The organism is Paraburkholderia sp. RL17-381-BIF-C (genome assembly GCF_046026435.1).
Classification (GTDB): Bacteria; Pseudomonadota; Gammaproteobacteria; order Burkholderiales; family Burkholderiaceae; genus Paraburkholderia.
This window is the reverse complement of the sequence record NZ_JARESX010000002.1, coordinates 214,313-239,075: the sequence shown is the minus strand read 5'-3', so window position 1 is coordinate 239,075 and position 24,763 is coordinate 214,313. Positions and strand designations below refer to the sequence as shown.

Here is a 24,763-nt window from a genome sequence, read left to right as displayed (position 1 = left end):
GGGCATGGCATGTGCGTGAGCAAGCGCTCGCGCTCGCCGGTGCCCGGTGGCCGTAGAATGTCCTACTCTGATTCTTAACCCGCCTGACCGGCACGCGCCTCCCGTCCGTCATCTGTGCGGTTCGCGTATGCCGCGTCGCTCTTTCCCCGGAGGCTTCGATGACAGCCGTCGATCTGGAATTCGACCAGCTCAACAGTACCGTCGACGCGCTACGGCGCTCAATTTCCAACCGCATGATGTACGGCGTCGGCAAGGACGCCGTCACCGCGCATCCGCATGACTGGCTGCACGCCGCGGCGCTTGCCGTGCGCGACCGGCTGGTCGCGCGCTGGATGAAGACCACGCGCCTGCAGTACGAACAGGACGTGAAGCGCGTCTACTACCTGTCGATGGAATTCCTGATCGGCCGGACCTTTACGAACGCCTTGCTGGCGCTCGGCATCCACGACCAGATGAAGGAAGCGCTCGCGAGTCTGGGCGTCGATATGGAGGCGCTGACCGATATCGAGCCGGACGCCGCGCTCGGCAACGGCGGCCTCGGCCGGCTCGCGGCCTGCTTCCTCGATTCGATGGCGACGCTCGGCATTCCGGGTTTCGGATATGGCATCCGTTACGAATACGGCATGTTCCGTCAGGAGATTGTCAACGGCGAGCAGGTCGAAGCGCCGGACTACTGGTTGCGCGCGGGCAATCCGTGGGAGTTTCCGCGGCCTGAAGTCACGTACATGGTTCACTTCGGCGGGCGCACGGTGCAGCGTGGCGAGCATGTCGAATGGATCGACACGGAGCACGTGAACGCCACCGCCTACGACACCGTCATTCCCGGTTACGACACGGACGCGACCAACACGCTGCGCCTGTGGTCGGCGCGCGCGACCGAAGAGCTCGATCTGGGCGCGTTCAATCGCGGCGACTACCGCAACGCGGTCGACACGAAGAACATGTCGGAGAACGTCTCGCGCCTCCTGTATCCGGACGACTCGACGCCGGCCGGCCGCGAGCTGCGTCTGCGTCAGGAATACTTTTTCGTTTCAGCGACCATGCAGGATCTGATTCGCCGCTATCAGCGCACGCACAGCACCTTCGGCCGCTTCTCCGAAAAGGTGGCGGTGCATCTGAACGATACGCACCCCGTGCTGGCGATTCCCGAGCTGATGCGTTTGCTGGTGGATGTCCATCATCTGCAGTGGGATAAGGCGTGGAAGCATGTCACGCAGATTTTCTCGTACACGAACCACACGCTGATGCCCGAAGCGCTCGAAACGTGGGACGTGGAGATGCTCGCGCGCCTGTTGCCGCGGCATCTCGAGATCATCTTCGAGATCAACGCGCAGTTTCTCAAGCATGTCAGCGAGCATTCGGGGCATGACGGCGAGATGATCCGCCGCATTTCGCTCGTCGACGAATACGGGCAGCGGCGCGTGCGGATGGCCTATCTGGCGATCGTTGCGAGTCAGAAGGTGAACGGCGTGTCGAAGCTGCATTCGCAACTGATGACCCGCGATATTTTCGCCGACTTCGCGCGCATCTACCCGGACCGCTTCACCAACGTCACGAACGGCATCACACCGCGCCGCTGGCTCGCCCAGGCGAGCCCGTCGCTGTCGTCGCTGATCGACCAGCAGATCGGCAAGCACTGGCGCACCAATCTGTTCGAGCTGGAGCAACTGCGTAACCTGCGCAACGACAGCGGCTTTATTGAAGCCTTCCGTGAAGCGAAGCGGCAGAACAAGCTGCGGCTCGTGCATCGACTCGCCCATCACACCAAGCTGCGTTTCGATCCGGATGCGCTCTTCGATCTGCAGGTCAAGCGCATTCACGAATACAAGCGGCAACTGCTCAACGTGCTGCACGTGATCGTGCGCTACAACCAGATTCGCGCGCATCCCGAGCGTGACTGGGTGCCTCGCGTGGTGCTGTTCGCCGGCAAGGCCGCGTCCGCATACCGGATGGCGAAGACGATCATCAAGCTGATCGGCGATGTCAGTCAGAAGGTCAATCACGATCCGCTGATCGGCGACCGCCTGAAAGTGGTGTTCGTGCCGAACTACGGCGTAAGCGTGGCAGAACTGATCATTCCTGCCGCTGATCTGTCGGAGCAGATTTCGATGGCGGGCACGGAAGCATCGGGGACCGGCAACATGAAACTCGCGCTCAACGGCGCGTTGACGATCGGCACGATGGACGGCGCGAACATCGAGATCTGCGATGCGGTGGGGCGCGAGAACATCTTCATCTTCGGCCATACCGCCGACGAAGTGGACAGCCTGCGCGCCACCGGCTACCGGCCGCGGCAAATCTACGAAGAGAACCCCGAGCTGCGCATGGCGCTCGACCAGATCCGCACGGGTTTCTTTTCGCCGGACGATCCGCTGCGCTTCTCGGATATTTTCCACACGCTGGTCGACTGGGGCGATCACTACATGGTGCTGGCCGATTTTGCCGCATTCGCGAAGGCGCAGAACGAGGTGGACGCGCGCTTCGTCGACAAGCGCGCGTGGACCGACAGCGCGATCGAGAATGTGGCGGGCATGGGGCAGTTTTCGTCGGATCGCACGATCGGCGAGTATGCGCGCAACATCTGGCATGTGAGTCCGCTCGAGATCGATTAGCGGACTGAGCGCTCCGGTGCGGGGCTTAAGCGGAAAGGCCGCGCGAGGGTGTGTGTCGTGCGGCCTTTTCAATTCGCTGGCTGTGGCAGTGGCTCTCGCCGCTGCGGTGCTTACTGCGCGAGCTTCTCGACCTCGCGTGCGGCACGCAGGCCTATCTGGCCGTGCGGGAAGTCGAACAGCACGTCGATATTCTGCATGCCCATCAGGCCGATCACGATACGGTCGGCGCCCGGTTTCGCCTTGACGATCGTGACCTGCGCGCCTTCATAGCGATGCACCCATTTGCCCGATCCCACCGCCGCGTTGTAGTTGCCCTGGTTGAGCACCTTGCCGATGTCGTCGTCGCCGGTCCAGTTCGGCGCCTTGTCCATTTCGATGCGGATCATGTCGCTGCTGGCCGTGGCAAACACTAGCGGCGCGCAGAAGGTCATCTTGTCGCCAACGTTGACGCAACCTCTCGGCCATTGCGCCGTGCCGTCCTGCAAGACGGTCATCGGCACCATCGTGTAGTCCTTCGTGATTGCGTTCGACGGACTCAGCACGAGGTAAGGCTTCGCGAAGTTCGCATGCACCAGGTAGCGTTGGCCGATGTTGCCGGGCAGCGCGCGCAACGGTTGGGTGCAGCAGGTGTCGTCCGGTTGCGCCGCGCCGATGCCGAATAGACCGGAGAACGCCCAGCCGAATTCAGCGGTATAACCATCCATGCCCACGCAGTGCCGTGAGGTGGACTGGCAGTTCACCGCGTCCACGGCTTGCGCGTCGATCTGCGCCGGCTTCGTCCCCGCAATGCTCATCGGTATTTTCACGGCGGCGCCGGAGACCTGTGCGCCGTTCGTCAACGGCAGCGAACTCACCGGCCCGGCGTTCGGATAGGCGGTGGCGGGCAAGACCGACTTCAGCACGCGCACGCCTTGCGTGCCCGTGTCGAGTGCCATGTAGACCGCCTTGCCGTCGAGTTGGATCGGCAAGCCGAGGCGCGCCTGGTCCCTGTCGGCGCGATCCACCTGCAGCGGAATCAGCAGGCCGTCGTTGCCGCCATTGAGCAGCGTGGCAGCGGGCGCAGGTGGGGTGGGAGTGGGGAAGTTGACAGCGCAGCCGCTTAGCGCGACGAGCGCGGCAGTGATGACGAGCGCGGCCGCGCCAGAACGGCGCCCGCTGAGGCGCAAATGCCGGCGCGCGGCGCCGGGAGACGACAGGAGCATAGATTACGCTTTGCAAAAAGGCGGTCCCTGACGAAGGCGAGGCATCGCGAGCCGCGAGGCGGACAACACGCGGGAGCAATCTCACTGGATTGCCCCTGCGTGGACAGTGAAACCGCGACGCGTGCAGGCCTGCGGGAAGGAACACGCAATAACAGGAGCGGCGACTCTACATGGCCACTCGAGTGCAATTGCAAAGAAGTGTGAAGGTTTGCATGCGGCGGGAAAGCGGCGCATGCAAGTTTCGATCTACGTCAATGTTCGCGCGGACGACGGATCACGGTTGCCTGCGCGCGGCCAAGCGTAGCGCGATCGAGCGCGACGGTCAGCAGGCCAATCACGTCGTCGAGAGTGCGGGAGGTCACTTCCACGCGAAACGTCACGCGCTCGCGTTGCTGATCGACGGTGACGACATAGAGACGCAGATCTTCGCCGAGCGCGGCGTGTAGCGCGCGCCGCCCATTGGCCGACGAGGTGCCGGGCACGGTGACTTCGATAATGACGAGCGGCACGACCACATGCGTGCGGCGCGCCATGCGCGGCGTGCGCGAGTTACGCGTGGCGGAGGGATCGGACGTTGCAACGGAAGTGAGCATCGTGATTGCGCCGACCCGGCGGGCGGCGCGTTGTTGACACCAGCTCACTCTAACCACGCGCGCCTCAACGGCGCGCAAAAGCTGCTGCGCGGCGAATCAAAATTGTGTTAACACGGCGGGTGGCAATTTGCCGCTGCGCGGCGTGTGGCCCACGTGGGCCATCTGCCCCACGCTTGCCCCGTGCGGCGCGTCGCGTGGCTCAGCGCGCCGTCAGACCTTCGGCGTGGTGGCTGTGCTTTTGGCTTCGTTCACGGCCGCGCCGACGCGCTCGACGAAATCACGATCGGTGCTCATCAGCGCTTCGCGCTCGCCATTCGCGGTTTGCACCATCAGGCGATGGGTGATGTCCTGAGTCGCCCAGGTGAGCCAGCCGACCACGGCCAGCATCGTGCCGCACACCATGCCGACTGGCGAGCGCAATATCCCGCCGACAATAGCGCCGGCGAGGCCGACGAGCGAAATCGCGAGTGGCAAGGCCTTGTTCTTCTGCACGGTGACGACCTGCACGCTCACGATATCGCGCAGCGGAAAGACCTGACCGGCGGCCGAGAGTGCATTGCGCGTGACCGACACGCCACGATCATTGAAAGGGGTTTCCATCGAGTCCAATTCAAGCGGTAGCAAAGGGCGCAGCGTACCAGACTTCAAATGCCTAAAGGTGCGGGATTTCTTGACGTCCGTCAGGTGGATCGCGAGGCGGTGCGGGCGACCGGCCGCTGCCGCCGCAAGATTCTGAAAGAGTTCGGCGCGCCCGGCGCTCTACGCCAGTGCCGCGATACGCGCACCGAGCCACTCGCGCAGTGCGGCGACTTCTTCACCGCACACGGAATGTTCCATCGGATAGGCATGCCATTCGACCTTGTTGCCCTGCGCCAGCGCAAAGTCGCGCGCGGCCTCGCCGAGCTGGATCGGCAATACCTCGTCGTATTCGCCGTGCGCGGCAAAGATCGGCGTTGCGTGGTTCGCGGGTGCGAGGTGACGCTGGATAAAGGCTCTGCAGGGCAAGTAACCTGACATGACGATCAACCCGCCAAGCGTCGCCGGATGCGTGAGCCCCACTGTGTATGTCATCGCGCCACCCTGCGAAAAGCCGGCGAGAAATATTTTCGAGGTCGGAATGCCGCGCTCGTTCTGCCCGGCGATCAGTTGCCGCACGGATGCGCAAGACGCTTCGATGCCCGCCTCGTCGACCTGGCGCTCGATCGACTGGAACGAGCGGATGTCGTACCACGCGCGCATCACGTAGCCGTTGTTCGCGGTCACCGCCATCTCCGGCGCGTTGGGAAACACGAAACGCACGGCGGGTTCATTGGCGAGACGCAATTCCGGCACCAGCGGCACGAAGTCGTTGGCGTCGGCACCGAGACCATGCAGCAGGATCACGGCAAATTCAGGATTCGGTGCGGTTTCGATTTCAATGGTCTGCGGCGTGGTGGTCATGGCGTGCTGCTCCCTGGCGTCGGCATGGTCGGATGACCGGAACCAGCACGATACCGCATAGCGTGCGAGCCGGATCAGCCGCGGCGCGAGTATCGACGATACCCGCGCCGCAGCCGCTTGCCAAAGGCTTTACTGCGGGCGTTATTGCGGGCCTTACTGCAGACGTTGCTTCAGTTCGTTAGCGAGTTGCCGCGTGGCCGCTTTGGTCGGCGCATCTTCAGCCAGCGCGTTGAGCAAGCCGAAGTCGTGAATCGTGCCGTCGTAACGGACGGTCGCCACTTCGTCACCGGCTGCGTCGAGCTTGCGGCCGTAAGCTTCGCCTTCGTCACGCAACACGTCGGATTCGGCGACCTGAATCAGCGCCGGCGGCAAGCCTTTCAACTGCTCCGTCGTTGCGCGCAGCGGCGACGCATAGATCTCGTTGCGCTGCTTCGGATCTTTCGTGTAGGCGTCCCAGAACCACTTCATCATCGGCCGGGTCAGAAAGTGGCCTTGCTGGAACTGATTGTACGAACCGTCGTTGAAATTGTTGTCCGTGACGGGCCACATCAATCCCTGGAAGCGGATTGCCGGGCCTTGCTTGTCTTTCGCCATCAGGCTCACCACCGCGGCCATGTTGCCGCCGACGCTGTTGCCGACCACGGCGAGGCGATTGCCGTCCACGCCGATTTCGTCGCCGTGCGCGGCAACCCACTTCGTGGCGGCATAGGCCTGGTTGATCGCGACCGGATAGCGAGCCTCCGGCGAAGGCGTGTAGTTCACGAAGACCGCGACGGCGCCCGATTGCACCACCAGATCGCGCACCAGACGCTCGTGAGTCTGGAAGTCGCCGAGTATCCAGCCGCCACCGTGGAAGAACATGAAGACGGGCAACGTTCCGCTTGCGCCGTGCGGACGGACGATCGTCAACGGCACGCTGATGCCGTCCTGCTCGATGGTGCGGTTGGAGACGTCGATACCCGACAGATCGACTTTCACGCCGTTCTGTGCATCGACCAGAACTTGCCGAGCCTGGGCAGGCGGCAAGGTATTGATCGCGGGACCCTTGCCGCTGTTTAACGCGCTCAGCAAGCCGGACGTTACGCGGTCAGGGGTGGCTTGTGCAGCGGGGCTTGCCGCAAAAGCGGAACCGAATGCGAGAGCAGAGGCCAGCAGCACTGGGACGAACTTGATCATGAGGAACTCCGGTAAGCGCAATAGTCAGGAAGAGGGCTTGGGATTAGACGAGCGTGAGCGTGACGGCGATGTTGTTGCGCGTAGCGTTCGAATACGGACACACGATGTGCGCCTTGTCGACGAGCGCCTGCGCCGCGTCTTGCGCCATGCCGGGCAGCGAGATCTTCAACTCCACCTCGATTCCGAAGCCATTCGGGATCGCGCCGATGCCGACGCTGCCCTCCACGGAGACGTCAGCGGGAATCGCGATGCGGTCGCGCGCGGCGACGAACTTCATCGCACCGACGAAGCACGCGCTGTAGCCGGCCGCGAACAGTTGCTCAGGGTTGGTGCCCTCGCCACCTGCACCGCCGAGTTGCTTCGGCGTGGTCAGCTTCAGGTCGAGGTTGCCTTCGGGCACCACGGCGCGGCCGTCACGGCCACCGGTTGCCTTGGCGTGAGCGCGGTACAGCACGTTGTCGATCTTGGTCATGGTCAACTCCTTCAGTTGGGTATCTACTACTAGATAGATAAGTGAGGTTAAAAAAGGACGCGTGATCCGCGCCGGTAACTCATGGTTGCAGTCTATCTACCTATAGGTAGACTGCAAGGTAAAAACAAAGAGGCGGATGTCCACCTCTGTAACAGCACTACTGCGATTTCTTCCACGAAGCTTCTACATCTTCCAACCGGGCCTTCGTTCCGAACAACCGGCTTGCTAGCACACTGCCTTGATACGCGGCGTAAAGCGCACGCGCGGCGGCCTCGGGCTTGCCGTTCACTACCAGCGTGCGCTCCTGCGCGCCTTGTGCGAGCACTTGCGCCAGCCACTTTTCGTTGGCTTTGAAAAACGCCTGAATCGCCTCACGAATGTTCTCCGGCAACGACGCGATATCCGACGCCAGCATGCCGCACAGACAAATCTGGTCGCCGTCGCCGAGCGTTTTGCCAAACAGCCGGGTGTACTTGCTGAGCTTCGTATTGGCCGGCAGTTTGGCGTCGATCGCGTGCAGCGCAGCTAGCACTTCCTTGCTGTATTCGTTGACCGCCTCCAGCACCAGATCGTCTTTCGACGGGTAATAGTAGTGGATGCTCGAAGTCTTGACGCCGACCAGTTCGGACAGATCGCGGTAGCTGAAACCGTTGTAGCCACGCTGCATCATCAACGTGATGGCGTGATCGAGAATCTGCTCGCGGACTGTCGGGGTCGTTTCCATGAGTGAACTTTATCTACTACTAGATAGATAGTCAAGCGGATTTTTTGCATCTAATGAAGAAGTGGGGTGTGGGGTGGGGTAAGGCGAACGTCCTTGTGTCGTCCCAAAAGAAAAACGCCCCGCAGGGCGTTTTTCCAGACTCTCAATCCAGCAAGGAATTCGCGTTCCCTGCAGAGAGAAAACCGCTTAGAACTTATGACGGATACCGACGCGGAACGCCAGCTGGTTGTCCGAACCCGTGCCCGACGTGCTGAAGTAGCTCGTGCTCGAACCGATCTGCGCCTGCAGATCCTGGCCCTTGTTGCGGCCGGCGGCGATCTGATAGATACCCAGTGCATACACGTCCGTACGCTTGCTCAGCGCGTAGTCGACGCTCAGGTCCACCTGGTTCCAGTGGCCGGTGCTCGCGTCGCTCAGGTGCATGTACGTGTAGCCCGCGCCTGCCGTCAGTGCCGGCGTGAACGCGTACTTCGCGCCCGCTTCGTACGCAGTGAACGTCGTCGAGCTGCCCGAGATCGGTTCGAAGCGCGTGTTCGTATACAACGCCCACAGCGTCGCCGCGCCGATCGAGTAGCGGCCGCCCACGCCGAACGTGCGCAGATCGCGGACCGTGCCCGTCGTCACGTTGGCCATGGCCGTCGAGAACGTCGGGGTTGCCTGACCCGGATACCGGATGTCCGTGTATGCCGCGCCAACGCCGAACGGGCCGTTTGCGTAGTTCAAGCCGAAGCTGTAAGCGCGCGACGAACCCGCGACCGGTGCAGCGGTCGTGCCGGTTGCCGGCGCGCCGGCGAATGCGCCAGCCTGGTTCGAGAAGCCGTACATCGCGCCGAAGGTCAGGCCCGCGAAATTCGCGCTGCTGAACTTGACTGCGTTGTTGATACGGCTCGACGTCAACTGGTCGACGTCGTTGATGTGGTAAGCGTAGTTACCCGCGACGGTCTGGCCGCCGGTCGAGTAGTTGCCGCCCAGATAGTCCGTCGAAAACGAGTACTGACGGCCGAACGTCAGCGAGCCGACGCCGTTCTGCGACAGACCGACAAACGCCTGACGGCCGAACAGCGCGCCGCCCTGGCCGAGCGTGCCGTTGCCGCTGTTAAATCCGTTCTCCAACACGAACAGCGCCTTCAGGCCGCCACCCAGGTCTTCCGTGCCGCGCAGGCCCCAACGGCTGCCTTGTGCGACGCCGTCGTCGTACTTGAAGAGGTTGTCGTGGCCCGTTGCGGTCTTCGAGTTGTTCACGTAGCTGATACCGGCGTCGATCAGGCCGTACAGGGTGACACTGCTTTGCGCGTGAGCAGCGGAGGCGAAGACGGCGAGAGTAGCGGCGGCAAATACTTTTTTGTTCAAGACTTTCTCCGATTAAAAATTAAGCGATCGCGACGCCGGGCTCTTTGGCCGGGTCGTGCGATGGCCCGAAATTTAAGGGAACGCAGAGTAAGGTATGTGACAGCTTTGCTTATTTTCCGAATCTGTCGCGTGAGCGCGACACTCACATAGCTTCGCCAGCTGAAATCGAGCAGGGCATGCGCGTATAAGCTTTTTCCCGCTCGTGCATATAAGCGTGTGAAAAACGATTGGTTTTCCGCCGTCACAGCCGCATGCGACGATGCGCGCCTACCAACACATCACATGTAGGAAGACGCATGCAACGCCGGACAATCCTCCAGAACCTGCTCGCCATCGCCGCCTTTTCGCTGACGGCCACGTTCGCGCACGCGGACGACAAACAACTCAAGATCGGCACGATGAGCGGCCCGGACGCGCAAATCTGGTCGGTCGTGACGAAAGTGGCGGCGCGCGAAGGTCTGAACGTCAAAGTCATCGAATTCAACGATTATGTGCAGCCGAACGCTGCGCTCGACGCGGGCGACCTCGACGCCAACGGCTTTCAGCACCAGCCGTTTCTCGACAGCCAGATCAAGCAGCGCGGCTACAAGATCGTCAACGTCGGCTTGACCTATGTGTCGCCAATGGGCTTCTATTCGAAGAAACTCAAGTCGCTCAAGGACTTGCCGGAAGGCGCGAAGGTCGGCATCCAGAACGACCCGTCCAACGGCAATCGCGCGCTGCTGCTTTTGCAGAAGTACGGTGTGATCAAGTTGAAGCCGGGCGTCGGCACGAACGGCGTGAACGCGACGCCGCTCGATGTCGCTGAAAATCCGAAGAAGATCAAGCTGGTGGAACTCGATGCCGCGCAATTGCCGCGTGCGCTCGGCGACCTCGACGCGGCTTCGATCAATACCGATTACGCGGTCAAGGCCGGCCTGCAGCCGACCAAAGACGCAATCGCGATCGAAGACCTGAAAGGCCCGTACGCGAATCTGATCGCGGTGCGCGAGCAGGACCGCAATCAGCCGTGGGTGAAGAAGCTGGTGGCGGCGTACGAATCGGACGAAGTGCGCAAGTACATCGATACGCAATTCAAAGGCGCGATCATCCCGGCTTTCTGAGCATGGTTTGACTGATGCCGCATAAATGCAAATCGCCCGCTGTTTCAGCGGGCGATTTGCATTGCGGCTCGAACTCTCGCGCTCGTGCCGCGCGATAAGGTGGCACGAGCGCGATTTTTGCCTTAGTTGCTCAGCAGCGAGCCGCTGCGGAACGCCTTCGCACCGGCAATGCGTGCGAATTCCAGACCGGCCGTCGCAAAGCGCGTCAAATGCCGTGCGTACAGCACGCCGGCCACGCTGCTCTTGAGCGTGACGACTTGCTCCGTCAGCGGATCGACGATATCGGCGATCTCATGGCCCACGTCGACCCAGGTGCCGACTTCACAGCGATACACCAGCACGCCGCTGATCGGTGCGACGATCGGCTCGGCGCCGGCGAGCGGCGTGGCGGCGAATTCGAGCGGCGGCAGCGCGGCAGCCGTGCCGTCGATCACGCCACGCGAGGTCAGGTATTCGATGATCGCCTGCGCGTCATGCTCGGCGTACTCGTACGACACTTCGCGCTGGCCGCGCAGTTCGATCGTGACGGAGATCGAGCCGTTCGGAATGGGGAAGCGGTCGCCGTAGCGGCCACGCAGATCCGACCAGCAGAAGCTGTGAATTTCGTCGAACGGATTGCCCACCGAATTGAGCGCGAGCAGCGATGCCTTGGCGTCCAGGTAGCAGGCGAGCGGCTCGACTTCCGGCCACAGGTCCGGGTTCGTGTAGAGGTGCATCGCCGCTTCCCAGTCGCAATGCAGATCGAGCACGACGTCGGCGTCGTATGAAAGCTTTTGCAGCGCGAGGCGCTGCGATTCGAGTTCGGTCTGCGGCGTTTGCGCGTCGAGCGCCTCGCGCATGGCCGTGCGGATCGCCGTGCGGTTTGCGTCGAGATTGTCGGTCAGGCGCGACTCGATCACCGGCTGCACCAGCGCCGACAGATCGTGGAAATTGCGGTTGAAGTTCTGGGCCGTGTTGGTTTCGAAACGCCCGGTCAGATGGCCGAGAAAGTGCTGATTCAGGCCGATCGGATTGGCCACCGGCACGATCACGACTTCGCCGCGAATCTTGCCGGCCGCTTCCAGCGCCGTCAGCTTGCGGCGCAGTGCCCACGAGACCAGCATGCCGGGCAACTCGTCGGCATGCAGCGACGACTGGATGTAAATCTTCTGGCCGCCGCCCGGACCGTAGTGGAAACTCGTCAGGTTGCGGGCGGTGCCGAGCGTCGGAGCAATCAGCGGATGGGTTTGGGTTTGCATGGTTTTCAAATCCGCGGCCAACTGGGCGTGCCGCGCTATCTCGTTGATAACAGTGGGGAAACTTGCTTGATAGCCGGTCAGTCTCGGGCCGGCGGGCGGCGCTTTGCGGGCGCCTCGATCGCACGATCTTAGCCGATATGACGCGGTATGTGGTTTTATGCGGCGCTGTAAATGAAACGGGCTCCGCCTGTGGCGGAGCCCGTTTCTGCAAACCGGCAGGGCGCGTCGTCAGACGCGCATGGCCAGCTTAGCCGCCGTACACGTCGAAGTCGAAGTACTTCTTCTCGAGCTTCTTGTACGTACCGTCCTTGATGATGTCGGCAATTGCCTTGTCGACCTTCGCTTTCAGATCGGTGTCTTCCTTGCGCATGCCGATGCCTGCGCCGTTGCCGAGGATCTTCGGATCGTCGAGGTTCTTGCCGACGAAGTCGAAGCCGGCGCCGCGCGGCGTCTTCAGGAAGCCGATTTCAGCTTGCACTGCGTCTTGCAGCGCTGCGTCCAGACGGCCCGACAGCAAGTCGGCGTAGACCTGATCCTGGTTCTGATACGGCACGACCTTCGTGCCCTTCGCTTCCCAGTACGTCTTCGCGTACGTTTCCTGGATCGTGCCTTGTTCCACGCCAACCGTCTTGCCCTTGAGCGAGTCGGCCGTCGGCAGGATGCCCGAACCCTTCTTCGCCACGAGGCGCGTCGGGGTGTTGAACAGTTTGTTCGAGAAAGCGATCTGCTCGGCGCGTTGCGGCGTCATGGACATCGACGACAGCACGCCGTCGAACTTCTTCGCCTTCAGGGCCGGGATCATGCCGTCGAAGTCGTTTTCGACCCACACGCACTTGGCCTTCAGGCGCGCGCAGATTTCATTGCCGAGGTCGATATCGAAGCCAACGAGCTTGCCGTCCGAGCCCTTCGACTCAAACGGGGGGTAGCTGGCGTCAACGCCGAAACGGATGGTCGACCAATCTTTAGCGTGTGCGCCAATCGAGACGGTAGCAAGCAGAGCAACCGTCAAAGCCGCTAGCAGTTTTTTCACTGTTTTACTCCTCGGTGTAGTTCAAATACGCCCGCATGCGGTTGTGCCGCTGCGGGGCACCCGGCGCGACTCACGACCGGGCTTGGGTTGAAGCTGCCAGCCGGGGCGGCCAGCAGCGCGCGCCAAGCTTATCAGTTCAAAAAGATTGGGTAGCTAGTGAAACACCGGATGGCGCAAGAGGCTGGCTTCTAATGCGTGAATGTGGTGGAGATGCGAAAGCGTCGCTGATGCGTATCGGGTGGCAACGTCCGCTCGTCTCGCGTACGTGTCGCGCACGTAATGCCGCAGTAATGAAGTTGGCTAATTTGCGTGCGTGCGTGCGTGCGTCACGTTACTTCGCGGTTGTCGCGGCTGCCCGGATGGTGCGCGATTCCACGCGGTCCCACGCGTGCCAGCGCAGGCAGAGCACAAGACGGCGATTCACTCCTTGGCGAGCGAATCCGCGCGTTCCGCGCCGACCTCGCCGCACCAGAGTGCGCCCTTGTCCATCATCTGCGCGTCCTGTGCGGACATGCCCGCGCAGGTGCCGCGCATGTCCTGGGTTTCGCGCTGGGTGCGCTCGAGTGCCGCACGATTCATTTCGCCCTGAAGCCAACTGCCGAAGCACGCAATCGATCCGGCCGCCACGGCCACCCACACCCATTCTGTTTTGCTCAAGCGCATTGTCTGTTTCTTGTCCGACTCGTCGACTACCCGGAAGACAGGCCGCGCGGCATCGCGCGACGCTGCCTTCGACCGCCGGCGGCGGACTGGGCAGGCGAACGTTTATCGGCATCCGCGCGGCGTTTCTTTAGCAATGTGTCGCGGGGTTTGTCCTCGCACAATTTAGCCGCGACTCTTACGTGTTAAGACGCAGATCGCTCGTGTTTCACGGGTTCAAATGTTTCAAACGGCCGTAGTCGAGTTAAAGATTCCGCATAAACTGCCGTTAAATGCAGATGAGCGCGCTTGCTGTATCCCGTTTGACGGAATTTGTTCGACTCGGCGAAGCCGACAACCAAAAATGGTTTTCTTAGCGCTATCATCGTTGCTCCTCGCGCCCGGCCCAATGCCTCACGCAGAGCGTATCTGTCTGAAGAATGTCGCCGGACGACAGTCCGCGGATCGATTCCGTGCGTCGACGCTCGCCATCAGGTCTTCTGCTAAACGGTGTTGTATATGCACATAATGTTTGCGGCAGATGAAAAGCGCGTTTGTAAACGATTCTTTCAATCACGAATCGGCGTGTTTGCGCGCGCCTATTTATTGTGTCGCAGCGTTTGTCTGGGACTTTTGACATTTCTACCCGGCGTGGTTTTTTCCGTCGGCCTTTGTGCGGCCGCGCCGGTTAAAGCCGACGACAACGTCCTGCGCGTGCTCGCGTGGCCAGGCTACGCTGACGCCGACGTGGTGAAGCGTTTCGAGGCGCGTTACAAGGCCCGCGTCGAAGTCACGCTGGTCGATTCCGACGAGGCGCTATGGGCGCAGATGCATGCGAAAGGGACGCCGCCCTTCGACGTGCTCGCCGCCAATACCGCCGAAATCCAGCGCTATACCGAGGCGAATCTTTTGGCGCCGCTCGACCTCGCCAGGTTGCCGAACACCAGAAAACAATTGCCGCGCTTTCAGGCGCTTGCCTCGATTGGCGGCATCACGTCGGGCGGCAAGGCATACGCCATTCCGTTCACGTACTCGTCGATGGGCTTGATCTACGACCGCAAGCAGGTCGCCGTGGCGCCGCGCTCCATGCGCGAATTGTGGAATCCGCGTTACCGCGGCAAGGTGCTCGACTTCAACAGTGCGCAGCACAATTTCTCGTTCACTGCGTTGGCGCTGGGCTATTCCCATCCCTTTCAACTCGATGCCGCGCAAATGCGCACGATCGCTCACAAGCTCGTCGATCTGCGCCGCAATCTGTTGACCTATTACACGTTGCCCGAGGAGGCGACCGCGTTTTTCATCCAGCATAAGGTTGCGTTGATGTTCGGCAACTACGGCACCCAGCAGGTCGAGTTGCTGCGCCGGGCGGGCGCCGACGTGGGCTATGTGATTCCCGACGAGGGCGCGCTCGCATGGCTGGATTGCTGGTCGATGACACGCGCGGCGGCCGATCAGCCGCTTGCGCTCGCGTGGATCAATTACATGCTCGAACCGGACGTCAGCGCATTGCTGACACAACGCCAGGGGCTGGCCAATACGTTGACGGCGCCCGTGGAAAACAGCGATAACGCGCGTATCGTGTGGATCGGTCCGGTGGAAAATACTCAGCGGCGCGAGGACCTGTGGGCCAGAATCGTGTCCGGGGACCGGTCGGAGCGTTTTTGATGATACGCCCCGGGCTGACCTTCAAATTATCCGTGCTGCTCGCGTGCATCGGCGTGCTCGCGTCGGGCGCGACCGGCTATTACGCGTATCGTGCGAACCGCACGATGCTCGTGAACGAAGCCGGGCGCAGCCTGCTCACGTCGACGGAATTGCTGGGCCAGCGCTTTTCCGCCTCGATCGACGATGTCGGCTCCGACGCGCTGGTGCTCGCGAGCATGCCGTCCACGGCGGACATCGCGCAGACCGACGACGGCGTCGGCCCGAACGCGGCCCGCGAACGGCTGGCGCAGGTGTATTCCAGTTTCATGGTGCATCACCTCGAGTACCTGCAAATCCGCCTGATTACGCGCCAGCACTATGGGCTCGAACTGGTCCGCTTCGACCGCGACGCGGACGGCCTCGTGCGGGTCGAAGGGAAGAACCTGCAGGAGAAAGGTCAGTTTGCCTATGTATTCGACACGCTGACGTTTGCGCCGGGCCGCATTTACATTTCGCCGATCTCGGTGAACCATGAGTACGGCTCGCATGCAGCCCAGGGCAAGCCGACGCTGCGGCTCGGCACGCCTGTGGCGAACGCGCATGGCGACGTGGTGGGCGTCGTCGTGATCGATATCGATCTGGAGGCGCTGTTCAAACGGCTGCAAAGCGATTTGCCGAGCGACTATCGGGTCTACCTCGCCAACGAATGGGGCGATTTCCTCGTTCATCCGGATGCCTCGAAAACCTTCGGCTTCGATCGGGGCCGGCGCGTGCTGATGCAGGACAGTTTCTCCGTCACGAGGCCGCTCTTCGAACAGTCGCAAGGTGAGGTGCTGGTGGACGGTCTTGCGCGGCCGAAGCAGGCCGCCGGCCAGGTACTCGCTTTCGTGCGCAGGCCTTTCGGTGATCTGGCGGGCAACCGCTTCATCGTGCTCGGTCTCGCCAAGCCGCTCGAAGACGTCCTGTCCGGCGCGAATCTGCTTGGCAACAGTATCGTGCGCATGGTGCTGATTTTCAGTGTGCTGGCGCTGTTCCTCGCCATTCTGTTCGCGCGCGCGCTGACCAAGCCGCTGCACATGCTCGCGCATGCGGCAACGCATCTGTTCGCCGAACACGCCATGCCTACGCTGCCGCTCAACCGGACCGACGAGATCGGCGTGCTGGCGCGCTGCTTCGACCGGCTGCGGCGCGAAATCAAATCGCAAATGGACGTGCTGCACGCCAAGCAACGTGAACTCGTGCATCTCGCCACGCATGACGGACTGACCGGACTGCCGAACCGCGTCCTGTTCATGGAGAAGCTCGAAAGCGCGATCGAGGAAGCCACGCGGCGAGAGGAAGGCCTCGCCGTGCTGTTCGTCGACCTCGACCGTTTCAAGCAGATCAACGACCAGTTCGGCCATTCCGTCGGCGACACGGTGCTCGCCGCGGTGGGGCGTCGCCTGAAGCAGGTGCTCTGTTCCGCGGACCTGGTGGCGCGTTTGGGTGGCGACGAGTTCATCGTGCTGATCGAAGGGCCGCGCGCGGCAGAGGCGGCGCCCGCGATCGCCGCGCGCATCATGGAGGCGCTGAACGAAGAGGTCCGGGTTGAAGGGCAGAACATGACGGTGGGCGCGAGCATCGGCATTAGCCAGTTTCCCGACGACAGCGGCACGGCGGAAGAATTGCTGCTCAACGCCGACGCGGCGATGTATGCGGCTAAATCCGGCGGACGTTGCGCGTATATGCGTTACCAGGATGTGCTCGAAGCGCGCCGGCGCGAGCAGGTCGAGGCGCACGCGCAGGCCGGCGAGGGCGCAACGCAAGGACACGAGGCCGAACCGACGGCCTGATGCAGCCAAAACGCGCATCCTGCTTTCCAGTCAGCTTTCCAGCTGCTTGCGATCTGCTTTCCGTCTACTGCGCCTGCTCCTTTTTTCTTGCCGGAATCGCGAGGCAACTTTGCCTCGATCTTCGCTTCGCCGAGCGTTGAAGCAATCGTTTGCGCCGATCTTGAGACAAGTCTTTTTGATTTTCGGTGAAGCGTTTCCGCCGTATCAACTTTCCCTCGAGGTTGCCGAAAACTCCGTTATAGCAATGAATCGACGGGAGATTTCCGTGAAGCGACAGATAGGGTTGCTGGCTGCCGTGTTCGCGCTCGCCGGCTGCGCCCCGATGCCGCCGCCGAGCGCGGCCCATACGGATAAGGCGCCGAACGAGGTGCTCAGTTTCGACATTCCGCCTGACGCGCTCGGCGCGCGCGATCCGCAACTGACCACCGTGCTCGCGAAGGCGGGCGCACTCGCCGCCGCGCAGCCGCAGTCCACGGTCGTTCTCGTGACGGCGCTGGGGCAGGACTTCGCGTACCTGAATCAGGCGGTGTGGAAGGGCGTGCCGGCCCAGCGCGCGGCCCGGGTGAACTTCGAGAACCGCACCACCGGATTGGGTCAGCCGTATAGCGTATCGATCAGGACGGTCCAATGAAGGAGGGCACCGTGACCGTTCGCATCACTTTGCTGGCGCTGGCCATGCTCCTCAGCGCGCCGGCCTTCGCCGGACAGCCTGGCGCGGACCTGCAATCCGCTGGCGCGTTTCCCGCCGCGGCGGACAAGGTGTATCCGCCGTTGCCGTCGCTGGCCATGCTGCCGCCGCCGGGCGCGGGCGATGACGAATTGCCGGTGAAGCCGGTATCGCATCGAAAGAAAACGCATGTGGCGGCGCAGGCGCAGGAGCGCAGAAGCCCGCCCGCCCCGGTCGTGCGGATCGTCGTGTCCGACGCCTCGCATGCGTATCTCGACTCGGTGCAACGGCAGATCGATCTGGCGCTGGCCAGATAAACCGGCCGGCGCTCCGACGCGGGTCACGCTGCATCACTATCAAACGGAAGGATGCGTCATGTCCTTGAAGATTGTCTTCTCAGCACTCGCCTGCCTGTCGGTATGCGGCGCCGCGCAAGCAGCCGACGACTGCTTCAACGAAGCAGCGGCTTATCAGGGCGTGAATCCGTGGGTGCTGCGCGCACTCGCATGGTACGAATCGAAGGGTGACGCAAGCGCGATACGGCAGAACGCAAATGGCTCGATCGACGTGGGTCAGTTGCAGATCAACTCGATTCACTTCGACGACCTCGCGCGCGAAGGGGTGCCGCATCGCGCGCTGGTCGATCCGTGCGTGAACGTGTATGTGGCGGCCTGGCTGCTGAAACAGAAGATGGTCAAGCACGGCAATACGTGGCGCGCGATCGGCGCCTACCATTCGGAAACGCCGAAACAGCGCGACGCCTATGCGCGTGGAATTCAGAAGGTGCTGGTGGCATGGGGGCAGTTGCCGTCCGCGCGCTGAACCCGCTCACCAGGCCCCGGGCACCAGGCACCATGCACCAGGCGCGGACCGCGCGTCCGGCGAGCCATCAAGGTCTTGAGCGCCTTCCCTTCAAACGATCCGTGCGCCGCCGCGATATGTAGCGCGCGGCACCGGCAGCCTGTCGAGCATGGTTACGCGCACGAAGTCAGCGCGCAAGCCGGGTTCGATCGCGCCGCGGTCATGCAAACCGGCGGTGCGCGCCGGTTCGGCGGAGACGGTTGCCATTGCGCGCGGCAACGTCCAGCCGGCCTGGTCGACCAGATCGAACACGGCGGTCATCAGGCTCGACGGCACATAATCCGACGACAGGATGTCGAGCAGGTCCGCTCGTGCCAGTTCGAGCGCCGACACGTTGCCCGAATGCGAGCCGCCGCGCACGATATTCGGCGCGCCCATGATGGTCGAAATGCCGTGCTCGCGCGCGGCTTCGGCGGCGATGCGGGTGGTCGGAAACTCCGCGAGCACGATGCCTTCTGCTTTGGCCTGTTCGACGTGTTCGATCAGCGTGTCGTCGTGGCTTGCCACCGGAATGCCGAGCCGGTTGCAGCGCGCCACGATCTCGCGGCGGTGCGCGTCGGCGTACCGTGCCTGTTCGACCGAGAGTTCGGTGAGCGCGGTCGCCACGTGTTCGTCGCTCAGTTTGCCGTTGCGTTCCTGAAAGCGGCGCCATTGTTCGCGGTCGTGCCACTGACGCTGACCGGGCGTGTGATCCATTACCGAGGCGAGCCGCAGCAACGGATGCGCGCACAACGAATCGAACACTTCTACCACGTCGGCGGTGGCGATTTCGCAGCGCAGATGCAGAAAGTGTTCGGCGCGCAGCAGCTTGCGCTCGGAGAAGCGCGTGAGCGCTTCGGCGCATTGCGTTTGCAGATCGCGGCCCCGCAATCCCACGTTCGTGCGCGAACCGATGGCGAGCGCATCGAATACGGTGGTGATGCCGGCCGCGGCCACCTGGGCGTCGTGAATCACGAAGGCCGCATCGGTATTCCATTGCACGCCCGGACGCGGCGCGAGATGCTTCTCGAGGTTGTCCGTGTGCAGTTCGATCAGGCCGGGCAACAGATAGTCGCCGTCCCAATCTTCGGCTTCGCGCGCCGCGGTCGTGCCGCGCTCGACTTCGCGGATCACGCCGTCTTCGGCGCGAACCACACCGGTGAATACTTCGTCTCGCGTCACGATGCGAGCGTTCCTGATCAACATCGACTTGCTCCGTAGTCAGTCAGACTTGAGTGTGGGCTTTTTACGCACTGGGGCCGCATGTGTCAGTGTAGTGCCGTTGCGCGCCCGATTTGTGTCATTCAGTGACGCAGCGGCGGCTTCAGTTCCAGGCGGCGCGTGGCGACCTTGTTGCGCGTGTCTTCGTCGTGAAAGATGCCGACGATCGCCGCGCCGCGCTCGCGTGCTTCGACGATCAGGTCGGCGACCACGTCGCGGTTGTCGGCGTCGAGTGAGGCCGTCGGTTCGTCGAGCAAAAGCAGCGGGTGCTCGGCAATCAAACCACGCGCGATATTCACGCGCTGTTGTTCGCCGCCTGAGAACGTGGCGGGCGCGAGCGACCACAGTCTTTCAGGCACGTTCAATCTGGCGAGTAGCGCAGCGGCGCGCGAGCGTGCTTCGTCTTCCGGTACGCCGCGCGAGAGCAGCGGTTCGGCTACGAGCGTAAGTGTCGGCACGCGCGGAATCACGCGCAGAAACTGGCTCACGTAACCGACCACGCTTCGGCGTAGGCGCAGTACGTCGTGCGGCTCAGCCCCGGTGATGGATACGGGCCGGCCGTCATTTCCAAGGTCGCGAATCGCAATCAAGCCGCTCGTCGCCAGATAGTTGCCGTACAGGCAGCGCAGCAGTGTGCTCTTGCCCGCACCCGACGGCCCGACCAGCACCACGCATTCGCCTCGCTCGATTTCGAGCGAGACGCCCGCCAGCGCTTCGATTCGCACGCCGCCCTGGCCGTGCAACACAAAGGTCTTGCCAATGCCGACCGCGCGCAGCATCAGCGCCGCGTTGTCGACGAATGCGTGCTCGGCGGCGCGCGCTTCAGTGCTTGTTTCAATGGATCGCATTGTGAACCTCAAACCGGCAGAACCGAGGAAACCAGCGTTTGCGTGTACGGGTGCTGCGGATCGTCGAGCACCTGGTCGGTCAGTCCCGCCTCGACCACTTCGCCGCCTTGCATGACCATCAGCCGGTGCGCGAGCAAACGCGCGACGCCGATATCGTGCGTGACGATCAGCACCGACAGATGCAGCGTCGACGTCAGCGTGCGCAGCAGATCGAGCAGGCGCGCCTGCACCGATACGTCGAGGCCGGCGGTCGGTTCGTCCATGAAGACGAGCCTTGGACCGGTGACGAGATTGCGCGCAATCTGCAAACGCTGCTGCATGCCGCCCGAAAACGCCGCCGGAAATTCGTCGATGCGTGAGGAATCGAGTTCGACGCGCTCCATCCACTGCGTGGCCGCGTAGCGGATATCCCCATAGTGGCGCGCGCCGACAGCCATCAACGGCTCGCCGATGTTCGCGCCGGCCGAGACGCCGCTGCGCAGTCCGTCGCGCGGATTCTGCTGAACGAAACCCCATTCGGTGCGCATCAGCAAACGGCGGCGTGGTTCGGACAAGGCGAGCAGATCGAGCTGGTCGCCGTGAGTAGCCGTGTAGTGAAGCGAGCCGCTGTCGGCCGCGGTCTTGAGCGCGAGCGTGTTCAGCAGCGTGGTCTTGCCCGAACCTGATTCGCCGACAATGCACAGCACTTCGCCCGGATACAGGTCGAAGCTGACGTTCCTGCAGCCATTGCGGCCGCCGTATTGTTTGGTGAGCGAGCGGGCGGTGAGGAGCGGCGTCATGCGTGTTCTCCCTCGCGCGCGGCACGCAACGGCAAATCGGGTTCTTCGTCGCCGCGGCGTTCGTGGCAGTAGTCGCTGTCGGAGCAGACGAACATGCGTTTGCCCGCATCGTCGACGATCATTTCGTCGAGGAAGCTCTCAGTCGAACCACATAGCGCGCAGGCGTGTTGCCACTTCTGCACTTCGAACGGATGATCGTCGAAGTCGAGGCTGCGCACGTGCGTGTAAGGCGGAATCGCGTGAATGCGACGCTCGCGGCCGGCGCCGAACAATTGCAGCGCGGGGTTCATATGCATCTTCGGGTTGTCGAACTTCGGAATAGGCGAAGGCGAAGTCAGATAACGGTGGTTGACGATCACCGGGTAGTCGTAGGTGGTCGCGATGCTGCCGTGATGCACGATGTCCTCATAGAGCTTCACGCTGATCAGGCCGTAATCGGCGAGCGCATGCAGCTTCTTGCACTCGGCGACGCGCGGTTCGAGGCGAAAGAGCGGCTCGGGCATCGGCACCTGATAGACCAGAATCTGCCTGTCCGTGAGCGGTGTTTCGGGAATGCGGTGACGGGTCTGGATGATCGTCGCCTCGACCGTGCGGCGCGTGGTCGCCACGCCGGTGGTGCGCGCGAAAAAACGGCGAATATTGACCGCGTTGGTGGTTTCGTCGGAGCCCTGATCGATCACCTTCAGCGTGTCCTGTCGGCCGATGATCGCCGCGGTGACCTGAATGCCGCCGGTGCCCCAGCCGAACGGCAGCGGCATTTCACGCGAAGCGAACGGCACCTGATACCCCGGCACGGCCACCGCCTTGAGCAACGCGCGGCGCAGCATGCGTTTGGTCTGCTCGTCGAGGTACGCGAAGTTGTAGCCGTCGGCCGCGCTGTCGTACGAGGCGTTGGCGTGGGATGTGTCGGGCGCGTTCATGCTGCCTGCTCCTGCTGACCGTTGGTTTGATCCGCGCGTTGCTCGATGCCCTGATCCTGACTCTGCGCGGCGTGCTGCGCGCGCAAACGGCGCACGAGTTCCAGCTCCGACTGAAAGTCGACGTAGTGGGGCAGTTTCAGATGCTGCACGAACCCGGACGCTTCGACGTTATCGCTATGCGAGAGCATGAATTCGATATCTTGCGTGGGCGAGGCCAGCGTTTCACCGAGTTCCTCGGCGCGCAATGCGCGATCCACGAGCGCCATCGCCATTGCCTTGCGCTCTGAGTGACCGAACGCGAGACCGTAGCCTTGCGTGAAGGTGGGCGGCACGGCGCCGCTGCCGGCGAACTGATTGATCATCTGGCATTCGGTTATGTCGATGTCGCCGATTTCAACCGCTTCGCCCAACTCGTCGAGTTCCATTTCCACGGCGATCGTGCCGAAGCGGATCTCGCCCGCGAACGGATGCGAGTGCGCGTAGCCGCGCTGCGTCGCGTAACCCATGGCGAGCAGAAAGCCTTCGTCGCCGCGCGCGAGATTTTGCAGGCGCGTGGCGCGGCTCGCCGGAAAGGCGAGCGGCTCGCGCGAGAGGTCGCCGGGTTCCGGCGCGTTCGGCGTGGGGCGTTCCTGTTCGATCAGACCTTCTTTGTCGAGCAAGGTGACGACGCGGGGCATGGCTTCCACTTCAGAGCCGGCAGTTCGACTCGAAGACGACGACGTCGCGCTTGCCGCCGTGTTGCCATGCGCATCGCTATCCGCATCGCCATCCGCGAGCAGCGCGAAATCCAGCAGCCGCTGCGTGTAATCGTAAGTCGCGCCCAGCAACTGGCCGCCGGGCACGTCCTTGAAGGTCGCTGAAATACGGCGCTCCACCTGCATCGCTTCGGTATCGATCGGTTGCGTGTAGCCGAAGCGCGGCAGTGTGGTGCGATACGCGCGCAGCAGGAAGATCGCTTCGACCAGATCGCCGGCGGCCTGCTTGATGGCGAGCGCGGCGAGGCCTTCATCGTAGACCGAACCTTCGGTCATGACGCGCGCTACCGCGAGGCGCAATTGTTCGCGAATCTGCGCGACGCTGAGTTCGGCTAGCCGCGTGTCGCCGCGGCGTGCCTTGTCGAGCAGACGCCACGACGCTTCGATCGCGCGTTCTCCACCCTTGACGGCAACGTACATCAGTTCACCTTCGCTTGAGTTGTGCGCGGCAGGCCGATCAGGCGTGCGCCGCAGACGAGATAACAATCGACACCGCAGGGAAAGAGCGGAGCGAGGGCGGCGCGTTCGCGCCAGAAACGTTCGGGCAGGCCGACTGGAGCAATCGTCGCGGTGTGCTGGATACCCGGGCCGCTCAGCACGATTGGCGCGCCACCCGTGAGTGCTTCGACGCGGATCAACAGCGTGACCGACTGTTCGGGCGATTCCGCCGCGCCAAGCGCGAAGCTCTGCAGCGGCGGCAACGTGCCGGCGTCGTGGAGGTAGGCAAAGGCGGCTTGTGCGGGTTCGTCAACGAGCGGCGCGCCGGTGTGAAAGCGCAATGACGAACCGAGCGCCGTATCGGGTTGCGCGAGCCACACCGGCGTGGCGTAGTCGCAGAGTGCGAGCAGCGCGGCGAAGGCGGCAAGGTCCGCGCGGGTGGCTCGCACTTCGGGCAACACGTTCTCGATCACGCCGACCGTGCCCGGACGCGACAGCGCATCGAGCAAAGTGCGAAACACCGCCTGGGTGTCGTGCACCGGATCGGCGAAGCCTGGCGTTAAGTCGGTCAACGCGCTGGACAATGCAATCTGTGAGTTTCCCATTAGTCGCCCCGAACCATCGTGAAGAATTCGACGCGCGTGGCCGCGGCGTCCTGTTGCCGCCCGGCGCGTTTCGCGGCCTGCTGCGCGGCTAACGGCTCAATCAGTTGCTCATGCAAGACGGCGTGATGCGCCGGCATTTGCAAGAGGGCGTCTGCCAGCGCCGCCAGTTCGGCGCGGCGGCGGTCGCGGCCCAGATGACACGCCACGCCAACCGTCGCGTCAGCGTCGGCCGACGCGCGCAAACGCAAGGTGGCGCGGGTGACCGTGGCTTCGCCGAGATTGAACGGGTCGCCGCTGCCGCCGATCCGCCCGCGCACCATGGCGAGGCCGATTTCCGGCGGACGCAGCCAGTCATACGTTGGAGTGGGGATGCCCTGCAAGGCGCGTTCGAGCGCGGCTTCGAGATCGGCTCGTGGCGTGCGGGCCAGCACGGCCATCCATACGCGCCGGACCGACGAAGGCAGGGCGGTGGAGGGCGAGGTGGAAGTGGCACTCATCGAATGTCCTGTTGTTCCAGCGAGTCAACATTTGACCATCTATTCATCTAAACGTCTAGACGTTTAGGAATATGCTTGTCGAGCCGTGTAGCGCATACCCGCCGTTTCACATTTCCATCACGGCTTGCGCACTACAAT

Annotated in this window: 25 protein-coding genes; 7 read left to right on the top strand and 18 right to left on the bottom strand. The window is 62.8% G+C overall.

What is annotated here, in order from left to right:
* The first annotated feature begins 158 nt into the window (after positions 1 to 158).
* Complete coding sequence (locus tag P0D70_RS02605; RefSeq protein ID WP_091802822.1) at positions 159 to 2,612, top strand: glycogen/starch/alpha-glucan phosphorylase; 2,454 nt, start codon at positions 159 to 161, stop codon at positions 2,610 to 2,612.
* Positions 2,613 to 2,722: 110 nt separating this feature from the next.
* Here the strand turns inward: P0D70_RS02605 and P0D70_RS02600 are convergent, their stop codons facing one another.
* From P0D70_RS02600 to P0D70_RS02565, 8 genes are all read right to left on the bottom strand, one after another.
* Positions 2,723 to 3,814 carry a hypothetical protein gene (locus P0D70_RS02600; RefSeq protein WP_408182242.1) on the bottom strand — a complete coding sequence of 364 codons (1,092 nt, stop codon included), beginning with the start codon at positions 3,812 to 3,814 and terminating at the stop codon, positions 2,723 to 2,725.
* Between the two features lie 251 nt (positions 3,815 to 4,065).
* Positions 4,066 to 4,407, bottom strand: coding sequence for a hypothetical protein (locus tag P0D70_RS02595; RefSeq protein ID WP_091802817.1), 342 nt, complete (start codon positions 4,405 to 4,407; stop codon positions 4,066 to 4,068).
* Between the two features lie 210 nt (positions 4,408 to 4,617).
* Positions 4,618 to 5,007 (bottom strand): DUF6232 family protein, encoded by a 390-nt coding sequence (locus P0D70_RS02590; protein ID WP_408182239.1) that lies wholly within the window; start codon positions 5,005 to 5,007, stop codon positions 4,618 to 4,620.
* Positions 5,008 to 5,166: 159 nt separating this feature from the next.
* Positions 5,167 to 5,847: an alpha/beta hydrolase gene (locus P0D70_RS02585; RefSeq protein ID WP_408182237.1), complete on the bottom strand. Its 681-nt coding sequence runs from the start codon at positions 5,845 to 5,847 to the stop codon at positions 5,167 to 5,169.
* Between the two features lie 153 nt (positions 5,848 to 6,000).
* Positions 6,001 to 7,020, bottom strand: coding sequence for an alpha/beta hydrolase (locus P0D70_RS02580; protein WP_091808809.1), 1,020 nt, complete (start codon positions 7,018 to 7,020; stop codon positions 6,001 to 6,003).
* Positions 7,021 to 7,066: 46 nt separating this feature from the next.
* Entirely contained in the window at positions 7,067 to 7,495 is a 429-nt protein-coding gene (locus P0D70_RS02575; RefSeq protein WP_408182235.1) for an organic hydroperoxide resistance protein, read from the bottom strand.
* Positions 7,496 to 7,652: 157 nt separating this feature from the next.
* Positions 7,653 to 8,219 carry a TetR/AcrR family transcriptional regulator gene (locus P0D70_RS02570; protein WP_091802805.1) on the bottom strand — a complete coding sequence of 189 codons (567 nt, stop codon included), beginning with the start codon at positions 8,217 to 8,219 and terminating at the stop codon, positions 7,653 to 7,655.
* A gap of 186 nt (positions 8,220 to 8,405) precedes the next feature.
* Positions 8,406 to 9,569 (bottom strand): porin, encoded by a 1,164-nt coding sequence (locus P0D70_RS02565; protein WP_091802799.1) that lies wholly within the window; start codon positions 9,567 to 9,569, stop codon positions 8,406 to 8,408.
* Between the two features lie 296 nt (positions 9,570 to 9,865).
* On the opposite strand from P0D70_RS02565, the gene P0D70_RS02560 reads away from it, so the two are divergent.
* Positions 9,866 to 10,672: a MetQ/NlpA family ABC transporter substrate-binding protein gene (locus P0D70_RS02560; protein WP_091802796.1), complete on the top strand. Its 807-nt coding sequence runs from the start codon at positions 9,866 to 9,868 to the stop codon at positions 10,670 to 10,672.
* Between the two features lie 122 nt (positions 10,673 to 10,794).
* Here the strand turns inward: P0D70_RS02560 and P0D70_RS02555 are convergent, their stop codons facing one another.
* The 3 genes from P0D70_RS02555 to P0D70_RS02545 form a co-directional block, all read right to left on the bottom strand.
* Positions 10,795 to 11,910: a succinylglutamate desuccinylase/aspartoacylase family protein gene (locus P0D70_RS02555; RefSeq protein ID WP_091808806.1), complete on the bottom strand. Its 1,116-nt coding sequence runs from the start codon at positions 11,908 to 11,910 to the stop codon at positions 10,795 to 10,797.
* Between the two features lie 247 nt (positions 11,911 to 12,157).
* A complete protein-coding gene (locus tag P0D70_RS02550) occupies positions 12,158 to 12,940 on the bottom strand; it encodes an ABC transporter substrate-binding protein (protein WP_091802793.1) in 783 nt (260 codons plus the stop codon).
* A 420-nt stretch (positions 12,941 to 13,360) separates the two neighbouring features.
* Positions 13,361 to 13,603, bottom strand: coding sequence for a hypothetical protein (locus P0D70_RS02545; protein WP_091802790.1), 243 nt, complete (start codon positions 13,601 to 13,603; stop codon positions 13,361 to 13,363).
* A 495-nt stretch (positions 13,604 to 14,098) separates the two neighbouring features.
* On the opposite strand from P0D70_RS02545, the gene P0D70_RS02540 reads away from it, so the two are divergent.
* From P0D70_RS02540 to P0D70_RS02520, 5 genes are all read left to right on the top strand, one after another.
* Entirely contained in the window at positions 14,099 to 15,244 is a 1,146-nt protein-coding gene (locus tag P0D70_RS02540) for an ABC transporter substrate-binding protein (protein WP_408182230.1), read from the top strand.
* Entirely contained in the window at positions 15,244 to 17,055 is a 1,812-nt protein-coding gene (locus P0D70_RS02535; protein WP_408182380.1) for a diguanylate cyclase domain-containing protein, read from the top strand. Before P0D70_RS02540 ends, P0D70_RS02535 begins: the two co-directional genes overlap by 1 nt.
* Before the next feature lie 322 nt (positions 17,056 to 17,377).
* Positions 17,378 to 17,686: a hypothetical protein gene (locus P0D70_RS02530; RefSeq protein WP_408182377.1), complete on the top strand. Its 309-nt coding sequence runs from the start codon at positions 17,378 to 17,380 to the stop codon at positions 17,684 to 17,686.
* 11 nt (positions 17,687 to 17,697) lie between these two features.
* Entirely contained in the window at positions 17,698 to 18,039 is a 342-nt protein-coding gene (locus P0D70_RS02525; protein WP_408182228.1) for a hypothetical protein, read from the top strand.
* A gap of 58 nt (positions 18,040 to 18,097) precedes the next feature.
* Positions 18,098 to 18,544: a lytic transglycosylase domain-containing protein gene (locus P0D70_RS02520; RefSeq protein WP_408182226.1), complete on the top strand. Its 447-nt coding sequence runs from the start codon at positions 18,098 to 18,100 to the stop codon at positions 18,542 to 18,544.
* 90 nt (positions 18,545 to 18,634) lie between these two features.
* Here the strand turns inward: P0D70_RS02520 and P0D70_RS02515 are convergent, their stop codons facing one another.
* The 7 genes from P0D70_RS02515 to phnG form a co-directional block, all read right to left on the bottom strand.
* Positions 18,635 to 19,768: an alpha-D-ribose 1-methylphosphonate 5-triphosphate diphosphatase gene (locus P0D70_RS02515; RefSeq protein ID WP_408182224.1), complete on the bottom strand. Its 1,134-nt coding sequence runs from the start codon at positions 19,766 to 19,768 to the stop codon at positions 18,635 to 18,637.
* 98 nt (positions 19,769 to 19,866) lie between these two features.
* Positions 19,867 to 20,631, bottom strand: coding sequence for a phosphonate C-P lyase system protein PhnL (gene phnL / locus P0D70_RS02510; protein ID WP_408182222.1), 765 nt, complete (start codon positions 20,629 to 20,631; stop codon positions 19,867 to 19,869).
* Positions 20,632 to 20,639: 8 nt separating this feature from the next.
* Positions 20,640 to 21,410 (bottom strand): phosphonate C-P lyase system protein PhnK, encoded by a 771-nt coding sequence (gene phnK, locus P0D70_RS02505; RefSeq protein WP_091802770.1) that lies wholly within the window; start codon positions 21,408 to 21,410, stop codon positions 20,640 to 20,642.
* Positions 21,407 to 22,330, bottom strand: a complete 924-nt coding sequence (locus P0D70_RS02500; protein ID WP_091802768.1) for an alpha-D-ribose 1-methylphosphonate 5-phosphate C-P-lyase PhnJ — start codon at positions 22,328 to 22,330, stop codon at positions 21,407 to 21,409. The genes phnK and P0D70_RS02500 overlap by 4 nt, the downstream gene beginning before the upstream one ends.
* Positions 22,327 to 23,505, bottom strand: a complete 1,179-nt coding sequence (locus P0D70_RS02495) for a carbon-phosphorus lyase complex subunit (RefSeq protein WP_408182219.1) — start codon at positions 23,503 to 23,505, stop codon at positions 22,327 to 22,329. Before P0D70_RS02495 ends, P0D70_RS02500 begins: the two co-directional genes overlap by 4 nt.
* Positions 23,505 to 24,128 (bottom strand): phosphonate C-P lyase system protein PhnH, encoded by a 624-nt coding sequence (gene phnH / locus P0D70_RS02490; protein WP_408182217.1) that lies wholly within the window; start codon positions 24,126 to 24,128, stop codon positions 23,505 to 23,507. Before phnH ends, P0D70_RS02495 begins: the two co-directional genes overlap by 1 nt.
* Positions 24,128 to 24,625, bottom strand: coding sequence for a phosphonate C-P lyase system protein PhnG (gene phnG, locus P0D70_RS02485; protein ID WP_408182215.1), 498 nt, complete (start codon positions 24,623 to 24,625; stop codon positions 24,128 to 24,130). The genes phnH and phnG overlap by 1 nt, the downstream gene beginning before the upstream one ends.
* Between the last annotated feature and the right edge of the window lie 138 nt (positions 24,626 to 24,763).

Coding starts and splice junctions, on each gene's coding strand:
- P0D70_RS02605 (WP_091802822.1), top strand. CDS start 159: ATGACAGCCGTCGATCTGGAATTCGACCAGCTCAACAGTACCGTCGAC.
- P0D70_RS02600 (WP_408182242.1), bottom strand. CDS start 3,814: ATGCTCCTGTCGTCTCCCGGCGCCGCGCGCCGGCATTTGCGCCTCAGC.
- P0D70_RS02595 (WP_091802817.1), bottom strand. CDS start 4,407: ATGCTCACTTCCGTTGCAACGTCCGATCCCTCCGCCACGCGTAACTCG.
- P0D70_RS02590 (WP_408182239.1), bottom strand. CDS start 5,007: ATGGAAACCCCTTTCAATGATCGTGGCGTGTCGGTCACGCGCAATGCA.
- P0D70_RS02585 (WP_408182237.1), bottom strand. CDS start 5,847: ATGACCACCACGCCGCAGACCATTGAAATCGAAACCGCACCGAATCCT.
- P0D70_RS02575 (WP_408182235.1), bottom strand. CDS start 7,495: ATGACCAAGATCGACAACGTGCTGTACCGCGCTCACGCCAAGGCAACC.
- P0D70_RS02570 (WP_091802805.1), bottom strand. CDS start 8,219: ATGGAAACGACCCCGACAGTCCGCGAGCAGATTCTCGATCACGCCATC.
- P0D70_RS02560 (WP_091802796.1), top strand. CDS start 9,866: ATGCAACGCCGGACAATCCTCCAGAACCTGCTCGCCATCGCCGCCTTT.
- P0D70_RS02555 (WP_091808806.1), bottom strand. CDS start 11,910: ATGCAAACCCAAACCCATCCGCTGATTGCTCCGACGCTCGGCACCGCC.
- P0D70_RS02545 (WP_091802790.1), bottom strand. CDS start 13,603: ATGCGCTTGAGCAAAACAGAATGGGTGTGGGTGGCCGTGGCGGCCGGA.
- P0D70_RS02540 (WP_408182230.1), top strand. CDS start 14,099: ATGCACATAATGTTTGCGGCAGATGAAAAGCGCGTTTGTAAACGATTC.
- P0D70_RS02535 (WP_408182380.1), top strand. CDS start 15,244: ATGATACGCCCCGGGCTGACCTTCAAATTATCCGTGCTGCTCGCGTGC.
- P0D70_RS02530 (WP_408182377.1), top strand. CDS start 17,378: ATGCCGCCGCCGAGCGCGGCCCATACGGATAAGGCGCCGAACGAGGTG.
- P0D70_RS02520 (WP_408182226.1), top strand. CDS start 18,098: ATGTCCTTGAAGATTGTCTTCTCAGCACTCGCCTGCCTGTCGGTATGC.
- P0D70_RS02515 (WP_408182224.1), bottom strand. CDS start 19,768: ATGTTGATCAGGAACGCTCGCATCGTGACGCGAGACGAAGTATTCACC.
- phnL (WP_408182222.1), bottom strand. CDS start 20,631: ATGCGATCCATTGAAACAAGCACTGAAGCGCGCGCCGCCGAGCACGCA.
- phnK (WP_091802770.1), bottom strand. CDS start 21,410: ATGACGCCGCTCCTCACCGCCCGCTCGCTCACCAAACAATACGGCGGC.
- P0D70_RS02500 (WP_091802768.1), bottom strand. CDS start 22,330: ATGAACGCGCCCGACACATCCCACGCCAACGCCTCGTACGACAGCGCG.
- P0D70_RS02495 (WP_408182219.1), bottom strand. CDS start 23,505: ATGTACGTTGCCGTCAAGGGTGGAGAACGCGCGATCGAAGCGTCGTGG.
- phnH (WP_408182217.1), bottom strand. CDS start 24,128: ATGGGAAACTCACAGATTGCATTGTCCAGCGCGTTGACCGACTTAACG.
- phnG (WP_408182215.1), bottom strand. CDS start 24,625: ATGAGTGCCACTTCCACCTCGCCCTCCACCGCCCTGCCTTCGTCGGTC.